Source organism: Streptomyces sp. VRA16 Mangrove soil (genome assembly GCF_017377775.1).
In the GTDB taxonomy this organism is placed as follows: Bacteria; Actinomycetota; Actinomycetes; order Streptomycetales; family Streptomycetaceae; genus Streptomyces.
In genome coordinates this window covers 93,293-109,425 of sequence record NZ_JAFVLN010000024.1, presented here as the reverse complement: position 1 = coordinate 109,425, position 16,133 = coordinate 93,293, and the positions used below count along the sequence as shown (strand labels likewise).

At 70.4% G+C, this 16,133-nt stretch carries 24 protein-coding genes; 12 read left to right on the top strand and 12 right to left on the bottom strand.

Going from position 1 to position 16,133, the window contains the following annotated elements:
• Positions 1–19 precede the first annotated feature (19 nt).
• Positions 20–739 (bottom strand): sulfite exporter TauE/SafE family protein, encoded by a 720-nt coding sequence (locus J3486_RS40200; RefSeq protein ID WP_207828978.1) that lies wholly within the window; start codon positions 737–739, stop codon positions 20–22.
• A 163-nt stretch (positions 740–902) separates the two neighbouring features.
• Here J3486_RS40200 and J3486_RS40195 point away from each other — a divergent pair, with 163 nt between their 5' ends.
• On the top strand, positions 903–1,556 hold the full coding sequence (locus J3486_RS40195; RefSeq protein WP_207828977.1) for a hypothetical protein: 654 nt from the start codon (positions 903–905) through the stop codon (positions 1,554–1,556).
• On the opposite strand, the gene J3486_RS40190 is transcribed toward J3486_RS40195, so the two are convergent.
• The 3 genes from J3486_RS40190 to J3486_RS40180 form a co-directional block, all read right to left on the bottom strand.
• Positions 1,547–2,119 (bottom strand): NADPH-dependent FMN reductase, encoded by a 573-nt coding sequence (locus J3486_RS40190; RefSeq protein ID WP_207828976.1) that lies wholly within the window; start codon positions 2,117–2,119, stop codon positions 1,547–1,549. The genes J3486_RS40195 and J3486_RS40190 overlap by 10 nt on opposite strands.
• Before the next feature lie 87 nt (positions 2,120–2,206).
• Positions 2,207–3,070, bottom strand: coding sequence for a hypothetical protein (locus J3486_RS40185; protein WP_207828975.1), 864 nt, complete (start codon positions 3,068–3,070; stop codon positions 2,207–2,209).
• A gap of 96 nt (positions 3,071–3,166) precedes the next feature.
• Complete coding sequence (locus J3486_RS40180) at positions 3,167–3,949, bottom strand: NAD(P)H-dependent oxidoreductase (RefSeq protein ID WP_207828974.1); 783 nt, start codon at positions 3,947–3,949, stop codon at positions 3,167–3,169.
• Positions 3,950–4,106: 157 nt separating this feature from the next.
• On the opposite strand from J3486_RS40180, the gene J3486_RS40175 reads away from it, so the two are divergent.
• Positions 4,107–4,973 carry a helix-turn-helix transcriptional regulator gene (locus J3486_RS40175; RefSeq protein ID WP_207828973.1) on the top strand — a complete coding sequence of 289 codons (867 nt, stop codon included), beginning with the start codon at positions 4,107–4,109 and terminating at the stop codon, positions 4,971–4,973.
• Here the strand turns inward: J3486_RS40175 and J3486_RS40170 are convergent.
• Positions 4,936–5,127: a DUF397 domain-containing protein gene (locus J3486_RS40170; protein WP_207828972.1), complete on the bottom strand. Its 192-nt coding sequence runs from the start codon at positions 5,125–5,127 to the stop codon at positions 4,936–4,938. The genes J3486_RS40175 and J3486_RS40170 overlap by 38 nt on opposite strands.
• A complete protein-coding gene (locus tag J3486_RS40165) occupies positions 5,099–5,923 on the bottom strand; it encodes a helix-turn-helix transcriptional regulator (protein ID WP_207828971.1) in 825 nt (274 codons plus the stop codon). The genes J3486_RS40170 and J3486_RS40165 overlap by 29 nt, the downstream gene beginning before the upstream one ends.
• Positions 5,924–6,071: 148 nt before the next feature.
• On the opposite strand from J3486_RS40165, the gene J3486_RS40160 reads away from it, so the two are divergent.
• Positions 6,072–6,440: an ATP-binding protein gene (locus J3486_RS40160; RefSeq protein WP_207828969.1), complete on the top strand. Its 369-nt coding sequence runs from the start codon at positions 6,072–6,074 to the stop codon at positions 6,438–6,440.
• Between the two features lie 43 nt (positions 6,441–6,483).
• Positions 6,484–6,894 (top strand): SseB family protein, encoded by a 411-nt coding sequence (locus J3486_RS40155; protein ID WP_207828968.1) that lies wholly within the window; start codon positions 6,484–6,486, stop codon positions 6,892–6,894.
• A gap of 16 nt (positions 6,895–6,910) precedes the next feature.
• On the opposite strand, the gene J3486_RS40150 is transcribed toward J3486_RS40155, so the two are convergent.
• Positions 6,911–7,363, bottom strand: coding sequence for an arsenate reductase ArsC (locus J3486_RS40150; RefSeq protein WP_207828966.1), 453 nt, complete (start codon positions 7,361–7,363; stop codon positions 6,911–6,913).
• A 19-nt stretch (positions 7,364–7,382) separates the two neighbouring features.
• Here J3486_RS40150 and J3486_RS40145 point away from each other — a divergent pair, with 19 nt between their 5' ends.
• Positions 7,383–7,694 (top strand): helix-turn-helix transcriptional regulator, encoded by a 312-nt coding sequence (locus J3486_RS40145; protein ID WP_207828964.1) that lies wholly within the window; start codon positions 7,383–7,385, stop codon positions 7,692–7,694.
• Positions 7,694–8,824 carry an ACR3 family arsenite efflux transporter gene (gene arsB, locus J3486_RS40140; protein ID WP_207828962.1) on the top strand — a complete coding sequence of 377 codons (1,131 nt, stop codon included), beginning with the start codon at positions 7,694–7,696 and terminating at the stop codon, positions 8,822–8,824. Before J3486_RS40145 ends, arsB begins: the two co-directional genes overlap by 1 nt.
• On the opposite strand, the gene J3486_RS40135 is transcribed toward arsB, so the two are convergent.
• Positions 8,752–9,096, bottom strand: a complete 345-nt coding sequence (locus J3486_RS40135) for a helix-turn-helix transcriptional regulator (RefSeq protein ID WP_207828961.1) — start codon at positions 9,094–9,096, stop codon at positions 8,752–8,754. The two genes, arsB and J3486_RS40135, sit on opposite strands and share 73 nt — an antisense overlap.
• A gap of 147 nt (positions 9,097–9,243) precedes the next feature.
• Here J3486_RS40135 and J3486_RS40130 point away from each other — a divergent pair, with 147 nt between their 5' ends.
• Together J3486_RS40130 and J3486_RS40125 are read left to right on the top strand one after the other, a co-directional pair.
• On the top strand, positions 9,244–10,653 hold the full coding sequence (locus J3486_RS40130; protein ID WP_307805146.1) for an NAD(P)-binding domain-containing protein: 1,410 nt from the start codon (positions 9,244–9,246) through the stop codon (positions 10,651–10,653).
• A 62-nt stretch (positions 10,654–10,715) separates the two neighbouring features.
• On the top strand, positions 10,716–10,997 hold the full coding sequence (locus tag J3486_RS40125) for a hypothetical protein (RefSeq protein WP_207828958.1): 282 nt from the start codon (positions 10,716–10,718) through the stop codon (positions 10,995–10,997).
• Positions 10,998–11,069: 72 nt separating this feature from the next.
• Here J3486_RS40125 and J3486_RS40120 read toward each other — a convergent pair whose 3' ends face one another.
• Positions 11,070–11,477, bottom strand: coding sequence for a rodlin (locus J3486_RS40120; RefSeq protein ID WP_207828956.1), 408 nt, complete (start codon positions 11,475–11,477; stop codon positions 11,070–11,072).
• A 107-nt stretch (positions 11,478–11,584) separates the two neighbouring features.
• Positions 11,585–12,661: an LCP family protein gene (locus tag J3486_RS40115; RefSeq protein ID WP_207828954.1), complete on the bottom strand. Its 1,077-nt coding sequence runs from the start codon at positions 12,659–12,661 to the stop codon at positions 11,585–11,587.
• Between the two features lie 180 nt (positions 12,662–12,841).
• On the opposite strand from J3486_RS40115, the gene J3486_RS40110 reads away from it, so the two are divergent.
• Entirely contained in the window at positions 12,842–13,039 is a 198-nt protein-coding gene (locus tag J3486_RS40110) for a hypothetical protein (RefSeq protein WP_207828952.1), read from the top strand.
• 67 nt (positions 13,040–13,106) lie between these two features.
• Here J3486_RS40110 and J3486_RS40105 read toward each other — a convergent pair whose 3' ends face one another.
• Positions 13,107–13,517 (bottom strand): rodlin, encoded by a 411-nt coding sequence (locus J3486_RS40105; protein ID WP_207828951.1) that lies wholly within the window; start codon positions 13,515–13,517, stop codon positions 13,107–13,109.
• A 72-nt stretch (positions 13,518–13,589) separates the two neighbouring features.
• Positions 13,590–13,955 carry a hypothetical protein gene (locus J3486_RS40100; RefSeq protein WP_207828950.1) on the bottom strand — a complete coding sequence of 122 codons (366 nt, stop codon included), beginning with the start codon at positions 13,953–13,955 and terminating at the stop codon, positions 13,590–13,592.
• 190 nt (positions 13,956–14,145) lie between these two features.
• On the opposite strand from J3486_RS40100, the gene J3486_RS40095 reads away from it, so the two are divergent.
• The 3 genes from J3486_RS40095 to J3486_RS45075 all read left to right on the top strand — a co-directional run bounded on the left by J3486_RS40095 (position 14,146) and on the right by J3486_RS45075 (position 16,033).
• The gene (locus J3486_RS40095; RefSeq protein WP_207828949.1) at positions 14,146–14,556 is read left to right on the top strand and encodes a rodlin; all 411 of its coding nucleotides are present in this window, start codon (positions 14,146–14,148) and stop codon (positions 14,554–14,556) included.
• A 295-nt stretch (positions 14,557–14,851) separates the two neighbouring features.
• Positions 14,852–15,085, top strand: coding sequence for a chaplin (locus J3486_RS40090; protein ID WP_207828948.1), 234 nt, complete (start codon positions 14,852–14,854; stop codon positions 15,083–15,085).
• A gap of 114 nt (positions 15,086–15,199) precedes the next feature.
• A complete protein-coding gene (locus tag J3486_RS45075; RefSeq protein WP_307805145.1) occupies positions 15,200–16,033 on the top strand; it encodes a chaplin in 834 nt (277 codons plus the stop codon).
• The last annotated feature ends 100 nt before the right edge of the window (positions 16,034–16,133 follow it).

The window sequence follows — 16,133 nt, the reverse complement described above, 5'->3', positions numbered from 1 at the left end:
CCCCACACCCCCACCCGCACTACAACCCCGCCACCCCTTTCCCCACCGCCACCACCCCGCCCACCAACGCCAACCCCAGAACCAACCGCCGCATCCCCCGGTCCGGCACCCGCCCGGTCAGCACCGCCCCCACCACCGCCCCGGTGAACAGGGCCGCCCCGGCGACACTCCACGCCCGTACGCCCAAGCGCGGAAACCCGCCCGCGGCGACGGACACCACGTTCACCACGACCCCGTAGAACTGGGCGTTGGGCACGAACTCCCGCATCGGCCAGCCCGCGTTCACCGCGTACAGGGAGAACGGCGGACCGCCCACCCCGGCGGCCGCGTTCATGAACCCGCCCGCGCCGCCGGCGACGAGCGCCCCGCCGGGCCCGCCGAGCCCCGGCATCCGCATCCCCCGGGCGACCAGCGTGACGGCCACGCACACGAGGGAGCCGAAGACGACCATCAGGACCGGTTCGGGCAGCCGCGCCGCGGTCCACGTGCCGACCGGCACCGTGCACACGGCCGCCGCCACGAACGGCACCATGTCGCGCGGCCGCACCCGCCGCCAGCCGCCCGCGAGACCGGCCAGACTCACCACGCCCGCCGCGCAGTTGGCGAGCAGTACCCCGTCGCCGGGGCCGAGCAGCAGCACCAGGGCGGGCGCGGCGACGAGCGCGAACCCCATGCCCGTCAGCCACTGCACGCATCCCGCGACCGCCACCACCAGAGCGAGACCTATGTCTTCGATCATGTGGCGGAGCGTACGTCCTGCCCATGCGACGGAGCGGACGCGGCAACCGCCGGGAGCGCACCTCGCTGGTTCCGATCTCGCGCTCCCTCAAGATCCTTTACGTTGATCAGTACCTCCGGGCCGCGCGGGCGGACAACCACCGTGGGGTAAAGGAGCGTTCGCCGTGCCGGACCCGCACCCTCTTCTCGCCCTGTTCACCGCCGCGGCCGAGGGGCGTTTCCCGCCCTGCGACGGCGGCGTGACCCTGCTGCCGCCGCTGCCGCACGGCCTTGAGAGCTCGGTGGCCTTCACCGGGCACGCCGTGATCGCGACGGCGCTGCCCGCGGCCGCGGTGCACGCCCTGCGCCCGGACGGCTTCGGCGCGTCCCTCGCCCCTGATCTGCTGCGCGCGCTGGCGGGCCCCGACGGCTGGATCGGCTGCACGGACGCCGTGCTCGTGGCCCGCGGCACCGGCGGCGCACCCCGTCTCGCGGACCTGTCCGGCACCGCGGACGACCACCCGCGCGTCCGGCACGCCCGCGAACTGCGCACCTCGGTACGGGTGTTCGGGGACGAGCGGGGCCTGGTCACGTTCGGCACCGGGCTCGCCGGGCGGCGCGAGATCGGCGTGGAGCTGCACGCGCCCGACGCCGGGAGCCCGGGGCGCGGCCGGGCCTTCATCGCCGACGCCCTCACGCTCGTACCGCGCGGCGAACCGGTCTTCGCCGCGGTCTCCCCCGGCAACGCCCGCTCCCTGCGCGCCTTCCTGGCCTGCGGTTTCGTGCCGGTCGGGAGCGAGGTGATCGTCCGCCCGGGACGGCGCGCGCCTCAGTCCTGACGCGGGCGCCGCATCGGGGCCAGCGCCTCGGACAGGGCGACGACCTCGTCGAGCAGCTGCCGCAGCGCCGTCTCGTGCCGCGCGGCGGGCGCGAAGGTCGTGTACGACTCGAAGTCGGTCCCCAGGGAGAGGTGCAACTGGGTGTGTACGGCGACGAGTTGGACGCCGCCCGCGATGTGCCGCAGGTGGTCGACGGCGCGGGCGCCGCCGACGTTGCTGCCGTACCCGATGAAACCGGCGGCCTTGTTGTTCCACTCGCCGTACACGAAGTCGATCGCGTTCTTCAGTGCGGCCGGGATCGACCGGTTGTACTCGGGCGTGACGAACACGAACCCGTCGAGCGAGTCGATCCGCGCCGCCCAGGCGCGGGTGTGCTCGTGTTCGTACTGCCCCATGCGCGGCGAGCGCGGCTCGTCGAAGAGGGGCAGCGCGTACGCGGCGATGTCCACGACCTCGAACTCCGCGTCGGTGCGCGCACGCGCCGCCTTCTCGACCCACTCCCCGATCTGCGGCCCCACGCGGCCGGGTCGGGTGCTGCCGAGGATGATCCCGATCGTTGTCATGTCCTCAGCCTGCCGCAGCGAGCTGCGGCGATCTCAAGAACGACCGAAAGCGACCAAGAACTCGGTACAGGACCTCAGTACGGGAACTCAGTAACGGTCGAGGATGGTCTGGGTCTTGAGGATGTCGCCCTTGTACAGCCACCCGTGGGCGTCGGCCACCGAGATGGCGTCGGCGTGCAGCTGCGCGGCGTCGCTGTAGCTGTCCGTCTTGAACGACAGCTCGACGATGTATTCGGTGGTCCCGGTGCCGCCCGCCCCGACGACCGGCAGCACCTCGATGCTCGCGTCGTCGGACGACTCCCACGCACCCGCGTACACGCTCGACGTGACGGGGCCGTGGATCCGCGACGCCTTCAGCACGCCCGTGCCCCAGCCGTCGGAGCCCCAGTCGGCGAGCTTGCCGGGGATGTCTTTGACGACCCAGCCGAGCCCGGTGGCCGCGGTCGGCATCGCGGTGCCGCTGTAGCCGCTGGCGCTGTGGCTCTTCTCGTTGCTGAAGCTCAGCGTCTGCTTGCTGTAGCCCCAGTCGACCTCGGCGTCGTAGTTGGTGTCACCGCTGTCGAACCCGGCGTCGTTCGCCGCGTCGAGGGCGGCGTCGATGTCCCCGCCGGTCACCGGGAACCGCTTCTTGTACGTCTCCTCGAAGTCCTTGCCGCTCTTGTGCCGCAGCCGCACGTCCCAGCCCTGCGCCCCCAGGGCCTGGGCGTCGGTGTCGTAGTACGCGTAGCTGCGGCTGCTCGCCGAGCCGGTGATCCCGAACGCGGACTTCACGGCGGCCAGCGGCGCGTGCGCGGAATCGAGGGCCGCCGAGGTGAGATTGATCTTCACCTCGTACGTCGGTACGGCGTTGGACGCGGCCTGCGCCGGCGCGGCCTGGGCGGCGAGGACCAGGGCGGCGGACAGGGCGACGGCGGTGGACGCGGCGCGGCGCGTCATGAGCATGCTCGGCATGGCCGGAGCGTCGCGCCCGGGGGTGGTCGGGGCGTGGCCGGTCGATGATCAACGCGTGAACGGGAAGCGGGAGTTGAGGGCCGCGGTCCCGGCCGGTCAGGCGGCGCGCACGTGCAGCCCGAACCCGCTGCGCCCCGGCGCCTCCAGGCCCTCGCGCAGCCGCCCCTCCGGCAGCTCGTAGTCGCCCGCGTTCTGTACCCGGTACGGGACGGGGGCGGTGGTCTCCAGGGTCAGCAGCCGCTCGCGCCAGCTGTCGGCCGCCGCCGCGAACGCCTCGGGGGTCAGCCGGCCCGCGCGGTACAGCACGTACGGCGGCAGGACCTCCATGCCGGGGTGGAAGAGGATGCCGTGCTGGATCGGGTAGAGGAGGTCGTCGACGGGGCCGTTGATGCCGCGGTCCGAGTAGTGGCCCTCGGGGCCGCCGACGGTCACGGACAGCATGGCCCGCCTGCCCTGGAGCGCGCCCTCACCGAAGCGGTCCCCGTAACGGGTCGCGTTGTGCTCGCCGACCCCGTACCCGAAGCCGTAGCTGAAGACGCGGTCGACCCAGCCCTTGAGGACGGCCGGCATCGAGTACCACCACAGCGGGAACTGGAGGATCACGGTGTCGGCCCAGCGCAGCTTCTCCTGTTCGGCCAGCACGTCGGGGGTGAGCGTGCCGCCCGCGTAGGCGCGGCCCGAGTCGTGGACCACGTCCAGCGGGCTCGACGCGGCGTCGCCGAAGTCGTCGGCGTCGACGTTCGCCTTCCACTTCATCGCGTACAGGTCGCTGACCCGCACCTCGTGACCGGCGCCCGTCAGGGTCTCGACGGCGATATCGGTGAGGGCGCCGTTCAGGGACCGGCGCTCGGGGTGGGCGTGGACGATGAAGACCTTCATGGCGGATCGCTCCTGGGGTTGCGGTGCGGTGGGATCGCTGTGCTCCGATCCTCGCGGGATACGCCGTCGCCGTTCAGGGGCGCTGTCTCCGTAGGTCCGGACTTCCTGGTATCGGCAGGACCACCCTGGCCCGCCGCCGCGCCCCGATACTGGACCGATGGACGATCTCGCCGACTTCCTGCGCACACGCCGGGCCCGGGTCCGCCCGGAGTCCGTCGGCATCCCCACCGACGCGCGCCGCCGGGTGAGCGGGCTGCGGCGCGAGGAGGTCGCCCACCTGTCAGGGGTGAGCGTCGACTACTACGTGCGGCTGGAGCAGGGCCGGGCCCGTCAGCCGTCGGCGCAGGTCCTCGACGCGCTGGCCCGCGCGCTCGGCCTGGACGAGGTGGAGCGCGAGCATCTGCACCGGCTCGCCCAGCGCCCCTCCCCCGCGCCGCGCCGCACCGCCGCCCCCGCGGGCCGGGGCGTGCGCCCGGAGCTGCTGCAGGTCCTGAATCTGGTGGTGGACGCCCCCGCGTTCCTGATCGACCACCGCATGACGGTGCTGGCCGCGAACCGGCTCGGCGATCTCCTCTACGGGGGCTGCGCCGAGGGGCTCAACCTCGCGCGGCACGTCTTCCTCACCGAGGAGGGCCGCGCGCTCTTCGCCGACTGGGAGGGCTGCTCGCTGGACGTCGTCGGCACGCTGCGCCTGTCGGCGGGCCGCCACCAGGACGACCCGGAACTGGCCTCCCTCATCGGGGAGTTGGCGATGCGCAGCGAGTCGTTCCGGACGCTGTGGGCACGCGCGGACGTACGGACCCGCACGCACGGCCGCAAGTCCTACCGGCACCCGCAGGTGGGCCGCCTGGACCTGCACCAGGAGAACTTCGCGCTGCCCGACGGTTCGGGCACCGAGCTCATCGTCCAGTCGGCGGCCCCCGGCACCCCCGCCCACGACGGCCTGCGCCTGCTGGCGAGCCTGGGAGCGACGGAGGCGGCACCCGTTACGAACGACCCCGAGCGGCCTCGACGAACAGGGTGAACGCCACGGGTCCGACCCGGAGGTACCCACGGCCCGGGTCCTTGGAGTCGCGGATGGCGATGTGGGCGGTGGGGGTTTCGGCGACTTCGAGGCACTCGCCGCCGCTGCTGCCGCTGTACGACGACTTACGCCACGTCCATGCTTTGGTGCCCATAGTTGCCCTCCATGACGCGAGCGATCAGAGCCGCCGACTCTTTGGGGGAGAGGGCGTCCGCCTGCAGCCGAGCGTAGCCGACCGAACGCTCCCTGATCACTTGCGGGTTGGCGGTCATATGGCCCGAGGCATAGCTCTCGCTGTAGTAGAGATCCGGGTCGCCGGTGAAGCGCAACATGGTGAACGTCCCCATCATTCCCGCGTGTTGGCCTGCGGAGAACGGCAGAACCTGTACATCCCGGAAGTCCAACAACCGGGCCAGTTGTCGCCGCATGACGTTCGGGCCACCGATCTCACGGTGCAACACCGCCTCGTCGAGCACCACCCACAGCGCGGGCGGTTCGGCCCGCTCCAGCACCCGCTGCCGCTCCAGACGCGCGGCGACCTTGGCCTCCAGGTCGTCGTGCTCCTCCACGGACAGGACGGCCCGTGCGTACTCCTCCGTCTGCAGAAGCCCGTACACAACCTGACACTGGTACGTGGAGATGTACGTGGCCCTGGCCTCCATCTCGGCGAATGCCTGAAACCAGTACGGCAGTTGCGACCGCAGCACCAGACCGACCAGCCCCGAGAAGAACCCCTCCGTGCCGAGCGCCGCGTCCACCCGCTCACTGAAATCGCGGGTCGGCACCTTCTTCGCGCACTCGATCTGGCCCACCAGGGAACCCGTACAGAAGATGCAGTCCCCCAACTGCCCCAGGGTGAGGCCCGCCGCCTCCCGTCGGCGGCGCAACTCGTACCCGTAGTAGTCGAGCGGCGATGCGCTCGGGTCGAGGTCTCGGCGGACGGACGGCATGGGCGGTCACCCCTTGCGTGCAACAGCGGGCGGCGTTCCGGTCGCTCCGTAGCCGAGCGTAGCCGGACGGCTTCACGCTGGTGACATGAATCACGTAACTGACCACAGGGGCCCGGGACTTGGCGAGTTCTACGGCCTGAGTCTCACCGTGAGTGAGCACAGCGCCCGGCACCTGAGGCGGATCCTGGCCCTGCATCTGACGGAGTGGGGGCTGCCGGGCCTGACGGACGACGCGGGCCTGGCGCTGACGGAACTGGTGGCGAACGTCGTACGGCACGTCCCGGACCGCAGATGCGGCGTACGGATCTTCCGAACGGAGGACGGGAAGGGGGTCAGGGTGGAGGTGGAGGACGCCCACCCGGAGCTGCCGAAGCGGCGCACGTGCCAGGCCGAACCGGCGGAGGACGGAAGGGGGCTGGTGATCCTGGACGCCCTCGCGTCGCGCTGGGGTGTCGGCCCGCGCCCGCAGCCCGGCCCGGGAAAGACCGTGTGGTTCGAGTGCGACACGGCCGGATGAGGGAACACGGGACGGGCACAGGGACCCGACGGACGGATCCATCATGAAGAGGAAAATGCCGAACGCGAACCGCAACGCGGCCCAACAGGCGCTCAGCGCCCTGGCCGAGGACACCGGGAACGAGGCGGCACTGAAGAAACTGGCGGACTGCTACGTCCTGCTGCCCGTGGCCGACGAGGCGACGGACGCCCAGCGCGGGCACCCGGACGACGTCGTGCTGCCGGTGCTCCAGGAGCCCGACGGACAGCAGATGGTGCCGGTGTTCACGTCCGAGGAGCGCCTGAACGAGCTGCTGCCCTTCATCACCCACTACCGGCGGATGCCGCTGCACGACCTCGCGGACCACTGGCCACCGGGCGACGTCTCGCTCGCGGTCGACGCGGCGTCCCCCGAGGCGCTGACGTTCAACGCGGACGCGATCCGCACCCGCCTGGCCCATGTCCCGAAGACCTGAGCCGGTCCCGGTGCGCTCAGGCCGGCCGGACGGAGTCGATCTCGGCGATCAGCGCCTCGACGCGGGCCCTGATGCGGTCGCGGATCGGGCGCACGGCCTCGACGCCCCGGCCCGCCGGGTCGTCGAGCACCCAGTCCAGGTACTGCTTGCCGGGGAAGACCGGGCAGGCATCGCCGCAGCCCATCGTGATGACGTAGTCGGACGCCTGGACCGCCTCCGTGGTCAGCACCTTGGGGGTGGCGGCGGAGATGTCGACCCCGACCTCCTTCATGGCCTCGACGGCGGCCGGGTTGACCCGCTCGCCGGGGAGCGAGCCGGCCGAGCGGACCTCGACGCGGTCGCCCGCGAGGTGGGTGAGGAATCCGGCGGCCATCTGCGAGCGGCCTGCGTTGTGGACGCAGACGAAGAGCACGGAGGCGAGCGGCGCCGACGAGGGGGATGCGGGGGATGCGGACTGGGACGCTGACATGATGTGAAAGTATCAGTCCATGATGACGTCAGTCGACACTGATCTGATCAGGGTCCTCGCCGACCCGCTCAGGCTCAAGATCGTGACCCTGCTCGCCCACGAGACCCTCTGCACCACGCACCTCGTCGAGGAGACGGGGGCCAGGCAGACCAACCTCTCCAACCACCTCAAGGTGCTGCGCGAGGCCGGGGTCGTGGAGACCGAGCCGTGCGGCCGGTTCACCTACTACCGGCTCCGCCCCGACGTCATCGCCACCCTGGCCGGCCAGTTCTCCGAGCTCGCGGCGACCGCCCGCACGACCGCCGAGACCGGCCGGAAGCGGGCCTGCTGATGGCCACGACGCGACCCGGCAGCAGGACCCCCGCGCAGGCGGAGGCACCCGGCGACGCCTCGGTCGTCGCCAAGCTGTCCACGCTCGACCGCTACCTCGCCGTCTGGATCCTGCTGGCCATGGCGGTCGGCCTCGGGCTCGGCCGGCTGATCCCCGGCCTGAACGACGCGCTCGCGAAGGTCGAGGTCGGCGGCATCTCGCTGCCGATCGCGATCGGTCTGCTCGTGATGATGTACCCGGTCCTGGCCAAGGTCCGCTACGACCGGCTCGACACCGTCACCGGCGACAAGAGGCTCATGGTCTCGTCGCTGGTCGTCAACTGGATCGTCGGCCCGGCCGTGATGTTCGCCCTGGCCTGGATCTTCCTGCCCGACCTGCCCGAGTACCGCACGGGCCTCATCATCGTCGGCCTGGCCCGCTGCATCGCCATGGTGATCATCTGGAACGACCTGGCGTGCGGCGACCGCGAGGCGGCGGCGGTCCTGGTGGCGCTCAACTCGGTGTTCCAGGTGCTGGCGTTCAGCCTGCTCGGCTGGTTCTACCTCGACCTGCTGCCGCAATGGCTGGGCCTCGGCGACGGCCAGGGCCTGGACGTCCCGGTCTGGCACATCGCCCTCAACGTGATCGTCTTCCTCGGCGTCCCGCTGATCGGCGGCTACCTCACCCGCCGCGTCGGCGAGCGCCGGATGGGCCGCGAGGCGTACGAGTCCGGTTTCCTGCCGAAGATCGGGCCCTGGGCGCTGTACGGCCTGCTCTTCACGATCGTCGTCCTCTTCGCCCTCCAGGGCGACGCGATCACCTCGCAGCCGGTCGACGTCGTACGCATCGCCCTCCCGCTCCTCGCCTACTTCGCGGTGATGTTCTTCGGGAGCTTCCTGCTCGGCAAGGCGACCGGCCTGGCCTACGACCGCACCGCGACGCTCGCCTTCACGGCCGCGGGCAACAACTTCGAGCTGGCCATCGCCGTCTGCATCGCCACCTTCGGCGTCACCTCCGGGCAGGCGCTGGCCGGTGTCGTCGGCCCGCTCATCGAGGTGCCGGTCCTGATCGGACTGGTCTACGTGGCACTGGCCTGGCGCAGGGCCAGCAACTGGCCCATGCCCGCGAGCGCGGACGGCTCCACCCGGTAGTAGACCCAGGTGCCGCGCCGCTCGGAGGTGAGCAGCCCGGCATCCTTGAGCTTCTTCAGGTGGTGGGAGACGGTCGGCTGGGAGACCCCCACGTCGGAGATGTCGCAGACACAGGCCTCGCCGCCCTCGTGGGAGGCGACGAGCGAGAACAGGCGCAGGCGCACCGGGTCGCCGAGCGCCTTGAACATCCGGGCCGCCGTCTCCGCCTCGTCCGCGGTGAACGGCCGCTCCGTCAGCGGCGGGCAGCAGGGTGCCACCTTCGTATTCGACATACGTCTATGTTGACACACATCGAAACAGACAGGTAGAGGGCCGTAGGCACCTCTGAATTCGACAAACGTCTATGTTGACGTTTGTCGAATCAGATGCCAGGCTGGCGGAGCAAGCCATCGACAGATGTCGAAACAAAGGGGACCGACGTGACCACCGACGTGACCTCCAGGGCCACCAGCACCGCCGCCACCGACCCACTGCCCGTCGCCGTGATCGGCGCCGGACCCATCGGCCTGGCCGCCGCCGCCCATCTGGTCGAGCGGGGCATCGAACCGCTGGTCCTGGAGGCCGGGCCGCGGGCCGGCGCGGCCGTGCGCGAGTGGGCGCACGTGCGGCTCTTCTCCACCTGGGCCGAGCTCGTCGACCCGGCCGCCGAGAAGCTCCTCGCCCCGACCGGCTGGACCCGCCCCGACCCGACGGCGTACCCCTCCGGCGGGGACTGGGCCGAGCACTACCTCCAGCCGCTGGCCGACGCCCTGGGCGACCGGGTCCGCACCGGTGCCCGCGTCACCGGCGTCTCCCGCGCGGGCCGCGACCGCATCGTCGACGCGGACCGCGAGAGCCGGCCCTTCACCGTGCACGTCACCCACGCCGACGGCCGCGAGGAGCGCCTCCTGGCCCGCGCCGTGATCGACGCCTCCGGCACCTGGTCCACCCCGTCCCCGGCGGGCGCCGACGGCCTCCCGGCCCTGGGCGAGCGGGCCGCCGCCGACCGGATCTCCTACCGGGTCCCGGACCTCGGTGAACCGTCCGTGCGGGCCCGGTACGCGGGCCGCCGCACCGCCGTCATCGGCTCCGGCGCCTCCGCCTTCACCGCCCTCGCCCAGCTCGCGGCCCTGGCCGGGACCGAGGAGGGCGCGGGCACCCACACCCTGTGGATCTCGCGGCGCGGCATCTCCGGTTCCACCTTCGGCGGTGGCGCGGCCGACCAACTGCCCGCCCGCGGCGCGCTCGGCCTCGCCGCGAAGGCCGCCGTGGACGACGGCCACGCGGACGCGGTCACCGGCTTCCGCACCGAGGCCGTCGAACGGGCCGCGGACGGCCGCCTCGTCCTCGTCGCCGAGGACGGCCGCCGCCTCGACCCGGTCGACGAGGTCATCGTCCTGACCGGCTTCCGCCCCGACCTGTCGTTCCTCTCCGAGGTCCGCCTGCGCCTCGACGAGCGGCTCGAAGCGCCCGTCGCCCTGGCCCCGCTGATCGACCCCAACCAGCACTCGTGCGGCACCGTCTACCCGCACGGCCACCACGAGCTGTCCCACCCCGAACCGGGCATCTACCTGCTCGGCATGAAGTCCTACGGCCGCGCCCCCACCTTCCTCGCCCTGACCGGCTACGAGCAGGCCCGCTCGGTGACCGCCGCCCTCGCCGGCGACCTCGCCGCGGCCGACCGTGTCGAACTCACCCTCCCCGAAACAGGCGTCTGCGGCGGCGCGGGCCTCTTCGACACCCCTGCCACCCCTGCCACCCCTGCCACCCCCGAACCCGGCACCTCGGCGCAGGGCGGCTGCTGCACCACCACGCTCACCGTCTCCGGACCCGCCGGGGGCCGCCCCTAGGCCCGACGAGTGGTGGCGCGGGGATCCCGTATCCGTGGTCCGTGCGCGGGCGTTGTACGGGCATGAACTCAACTCGACGCGTCCTCACCGCGGTCCTGCTCGCCGCCGGAGCCACCGCCATCGCCGTGCCGACCGCGGGTGCGGCCCCCCTTCCGCTGGGGGGCGAGCCGATCTCGCCGACCACGGCGCTCGACTCGGTCTCCGGCATGGCCGTCCCGGACGAGTACCAGGGGCAGCTGCCCAGCACCGCCCAGCAGCTCTCCGGGCTCAACCGGCTGAACGAACTGCACCAGGCGACGGACCTGGTGGCGCCCGTCACCAACGCGATTCCCTCGGTCCAGTAGCGTCCACGCCGGCCCCCGGACCCCGGACACGACGGAGGGGCAGTCGCACTCAGCGACTGCCCCTCCGGTGTTTCAGTGGTTGTCGGCGCCGTTGCCGGACAGAACCGGGATGTCGTCCAGGATGTGCGACAGCGGCTCGTCGCCCTTGGCCTGGGTGGAGTTCTCGGTGCACTGCTGGTTCTGCGGCGCCGACAGGATCGGGATGTCCTGGGCGGCGATCGGCACGACACCCACGAGGGAACCGGCGTTGACCTTCGCGGGCAGGCCGACACACGGCTTGTTCAGCGAGCCCTGCACGAGACCGAGCTGCGGGCTCATGTCGCCGTGGGTGGCGGAGTTGCCGTACGCCTGCTCCGCACCGTTGCCACTGTTGGACGTCGTGCCGCCGTCGTCACCGATGGCCAGGGCCTGCGGAGCGGCGACCGCCGACAGACCGGCGACGGAAGCGGCGATCGTTGCGGTTGCCCACAGCTTCTTCATGGTGTTTCCCTTCACTGAATGAACTCTGAATACGAGTTGCGCTTGATCAACTGCACAGCTTTCGGACGGTTGCGGAGCAAGACCCGTTTGGACCACTGCCGTTCAGGTCAACCACAAACCAGCCGGTCGCCGCGCACGAACGTCTGGACGGCGAGCCGCGGCGGATCCAGCGGCTCGGTCCGGGAATTCGCCTTCGTCAGGGCACGGTCCGCCTTCAGCGCCGAGAAGACCTGCTCGGCCTTGCCCTGGTCCCAGCGCAGCGTGGAGCCGACGTTCTCGATCAGCGGGTTGAAGCCGCCGATGGGCACCGTCCCGAACTCCGTCTTCGACAGCGGGATGCGCGACAGATCCTTGGTCAGGGAGACGAGATCGCCCGCCGTGAACCCTTGGTCGACCGAGGCGGAACCGAGCACGGTCCGCGCCAGCTTCGCCGCCCGGACCGGGTCGGCCATGGCCTTGCGCACGCCGGAGCCCCGCAGCGCGTTGACGAGAAAACGCTGCTGCCGCTGAATCCGCCCCAGATCCGCGCTGGTGTCCACGTGCCGTGAACGCACGTACTGCAGCGCGGGCCCTCCGGAGAGGCGGTGCCGCCCCGGCTTGAGATCGAGCTTCGTCGCCGAGTCCGACAACTTGCGGGCCGTGCACACCGTCACCCCGTCGACGGCGTTCACGCTGTCGATGAACCGGCGGAAATCCACCTGCAGGAAATGGTCGATGCGCAGCCCGGTCATCTCCTCGACCGTCTGCACCGCGAGCACCGGTCCGCCCTCGGCGTACGCGGCATTGATCTTCGCCGGATGCCTGCCGGCCACCGAGCCGTCGGGCGCGTACTCCGGGATTTCCGCGTAGGAATCCCGCGGCAGGCTCACCACACTGACCCGGTCATGCTTCTGCGAAAGATGAATCACCATCATCGAATCACTGCAGTTGCAGGCGACTCCGCCCGCGTGGAATTTCTCCTTCTCCGCGCGGGAGATGGTGGCACGGCTGTCGGTGCCGAGCAGCAGGATATTGGTCCCGGCGCCGCCCTCCGGGCGGTTCTTCAGCCCGTGGAAAGCATCGACGCGGTGCGGGAGCGTGGCCGCCGCCTGCCCGATGGCAATGCTGGAGAAGGCCGCGAGCCCAAAAGCCAGTACGCCGAACGCAACCCCTCCACGGCGGGCACGAAGGAAGCTCTTCCTCATCACGTCACTCCACTGCAGAGAGGTAGGTGCAGCACGAGAGTAGACCGATCAGGATTTATGGCCAGGCGGCTCGCAACGGGAAAACAAGGGATAACCCTTTCGCCCCATCAGAGGTTCAATTGCCCCTGCTCATCGGTATGCAGAGTTGCAAGCGACCGCTAGACATCAAGAGGCGATGCCATGAGTTCTCATTTCGAACCCGAGGGCCGTAAGTCGTTGATCCCGGGGAGCCGGACACCCCCCGACACCCCCAACCCGTCGCCCATTTACTCCTCCCTCGCCGCCGAGTGGCGCGCACTGGGGAAGACGCTTCCGGGCCAGTTCGACACCGAGTGGAACGACGCGGTCTCCCGGGACCTGTGGCCCTGGCAGGAGTGAACCCGGCCCGAAGAAGAGAAATGGGCCGCCCGACCGGGCGGCCCATCGCACTGCACGTCCGTCAGCGTCAGTTGTTGCCGACACCGTTCCCGGACAGCACCGGGATCTGGTCCAGGACGTGCGACAGCGGCTCGTCACCCTTGGCCTGGGTGGAGTTCTCGACGCACTGCTGGTTCTGCGGCGCCGACAGGACGGGGATGTCCTGGACGGAGATCGGCACGACACCGACGAGCGAGCCGAGGTTGGCCTTGGCCGGCAGCCCCACACACGGCTTGTTCAGCGAGCCCTGGATCAGAGCCATCTGCGGGCTCATGTTCCCGTACGTGGCGGAGTTGCCGTACGCCTGCTCCGCACCGTTGCCACTGTTGGACGTCGTGCCGCTGTCGTTGCCGATGGCCAGGGCCTGCGGGGCAGCCGCGGCCGAAACACCGACGAGGGACGCGGTGACAGCGGCCGCAGCCACAGCCTTCTTGATCATGAGGGGTTCCCCTTCACTGGTTGTCTGAGAACACTGGGAACAACTGCTTTTCTGCGAATCGGTTGCCCACGTTCACTCAGACGGGGATCTGCGCCGGTAGGGCCGATTGGGGCGCCGATGCAGATGAAGAAATGACAATCGCAGAAGTGTGTCCACGGACGCGTCCCGCCGCCCTGACCCGCGTTCAGCGTCGCCGGAATCAATCATCAGTGCGGCTTCCTCGGCATCGAGACTCCAGTTCAGTTCCCCGGCCGCCGTGTCCACGCACACGACCCGCCGCCCCAGACCGTCGGGAGGGCTGATCCGGCCCGCATGGAGGCGAAACACGTAAGCGACAAGAGCTGCCCGCTCCTTTTTCAAGGTCACGATTTCCTCCTGCAGCTCGGCGAAACGATCCACCAACCGAAGATCGCCTTCTCGCCATGCCTGATTGGCCACCCTTTTCACCCTTCTCCGCGCCAACGAGTCGTGAGGATAATCCGATCCATGTGAAGAATCTCCCCCGACGCGCTGAGCGCCGGGGGCGCACTTCCAGGGTGGCCAATCGAGTGAATGAGCAGAACCATGCCGCCCCATCCGGAGTTATTTCATTCGCAGTGACCGGTGCCCGTCAGAAAAGGAACACACCATGCTCAAGAAGGCGATGGCTGCAGCAGCAGTCGCCGTGTCCGTTGTCGGCGTCTCGGCCGCGGCCGCCCCGCAGGCGCTCGCGATCGGCGACGACGGCGGAACCACCTCCTCCAGCGGCAACGACGCGAAGCAGGCCTTCGGCAACTCGATGACCGAGGGCGACATGAGCCCGCAGCTCGGCCTGGTCCAGGGTTCGCTGAACAAGCCCTGCATCGGTCTCCCCGCCAAGGCCAACGCCGGTTCCCTGGTCGGCCTCGTGCCGATCGCCGTCCAGGACATCCCCGTCCTGTCGGCGCCGCAGAACCAGCAGTGCACCGAGAACTCCACCCAGGCCAAGGGCGACGAGCCGCTGTCGCACATCCTGGACGACATCCCGGTTCTCTCCGGCAACGGTGCGCAGAACGGCTGATCGTTCGCCACCCGCAGCTTGGGCCGCCGACCATTGCGTGTCGGCGGCCCAAGCTTTTTTCATGGGCCATTGCGGGCGATTAATCCGGGGCGAGCGGATTCCCGCACCCCTTGTTCCGGTATTTACACATCACCCATTTCGACGTCACTTCATCCGGGTGAATCCGCTGGCCATGTCCGGCTGCACAGTTTCTTCACCTCGCCCCGGATCGTTTGAATTTCAGTGAGGGCGAGCGTGCCCGCGTGGATCCATTTGCCCTCTTCCTGTAGTCACTTTTCAGAAAAAGGAGAGAAACATGTCTCTGAAGAGGAGCGTCACGCTCGTGGCCGGTGCCGTCATGGCTCTCGGCATGGCGACGCCCGCGTTCGCCGACGCCGGTGCCGAGGGCATGGCCGCCGGTTCCCCGGGCGTCCTGTCGGGCAACGTCGTGCAGGTCCCCGTGCACGTGCCCGTCAACTTCTGCGGCAACAGCATCGACGGCATCGCCGCGCTGAACCCCACGTTCGGCAACTCCTGCACCAACGCCTGACGCAGGTAACGCAGTTCGCTTCCGGCCGGCCCCGGATCCCGAGGGATCCGGGGCCGGTTTCACCTGTCCACACCGAAGGGAAATGCATTGAGGCAAGCACTGAGGATCGGTGCGGTGGCCGCTGCTGCCGCGACGGGCTTTCTGTCCATGCCGGTGTCCGGCGCGGCCGCCATGAGCGGTGACCACGAGCAGCCGAGCGGTTCGGCCGGCCTGCTGTCGGGCAACGCGGTCGAGGTTCCGCTGTCGGTTCCGGTGAATCTCTGCGGCAACACCGTCGATGCGCTGTCCGCGGCCAATCCCGCGTCGGGCAACAGCTGTTCCAGCGAGTCGGCCGCGACCGCCGCCACCACCGCGGCGGCCGACACGCGGTCGCAGGACGGTCCGGGGTACGGCGAGGAAGCAGGCACGGACCACGGCGGCTCGGAGTACGGCGGCTCCGAGTACGGCTCCGAGTACGGCGGGACGCAGGCGCCTCAGGCTGAGAGCACGTCGCAGTCCGGCGGGCTGCTGTCCGGGAACACCGTGCAGACCCCCTTGGACATCGGGCTGAACCTGTGCGGTGACACCGTCGACGCGGCGAGCGCGCTCAACCCCGCCGCGAACAACGCGTGTACGTCCACGGGCGCCTCCCACGCCATGCCCCCGGTGCTCTCCGAGATGCCCCCCGCCGGGCAGGACACCCCCGTCCCGCCGCCGACGGGCAGGGTCCTTCCGCCGGTGCACCCGCCGGTCTCCCAGTCCCTCCCGCAGAGCCACGAGATGCCCCGTCCGGTCCGGCATCAGCACGAGTCCCCCGCGCCCCGGACCGTCCTTCACCCGCCGGAGGCACACGGCCGGCTCGCCGAGACGGGCGCCGACCAGAACGTGCTGGCCGCCGCGTCGGCCGCGGCCGGGCTGCTGGTGGGCGGCGGGATCCTGTACCGCAGGTCCAGCGCCGCGGGGCGCTGAGCACCAGGTCGGGAAGAGCCACGCAAAAGCTCTTCCCGACCACAGAGGATGCCGCAGCCCGAAGCTGCTTCCCACGGCGTGGCGCCGACGGCTGGGAGGA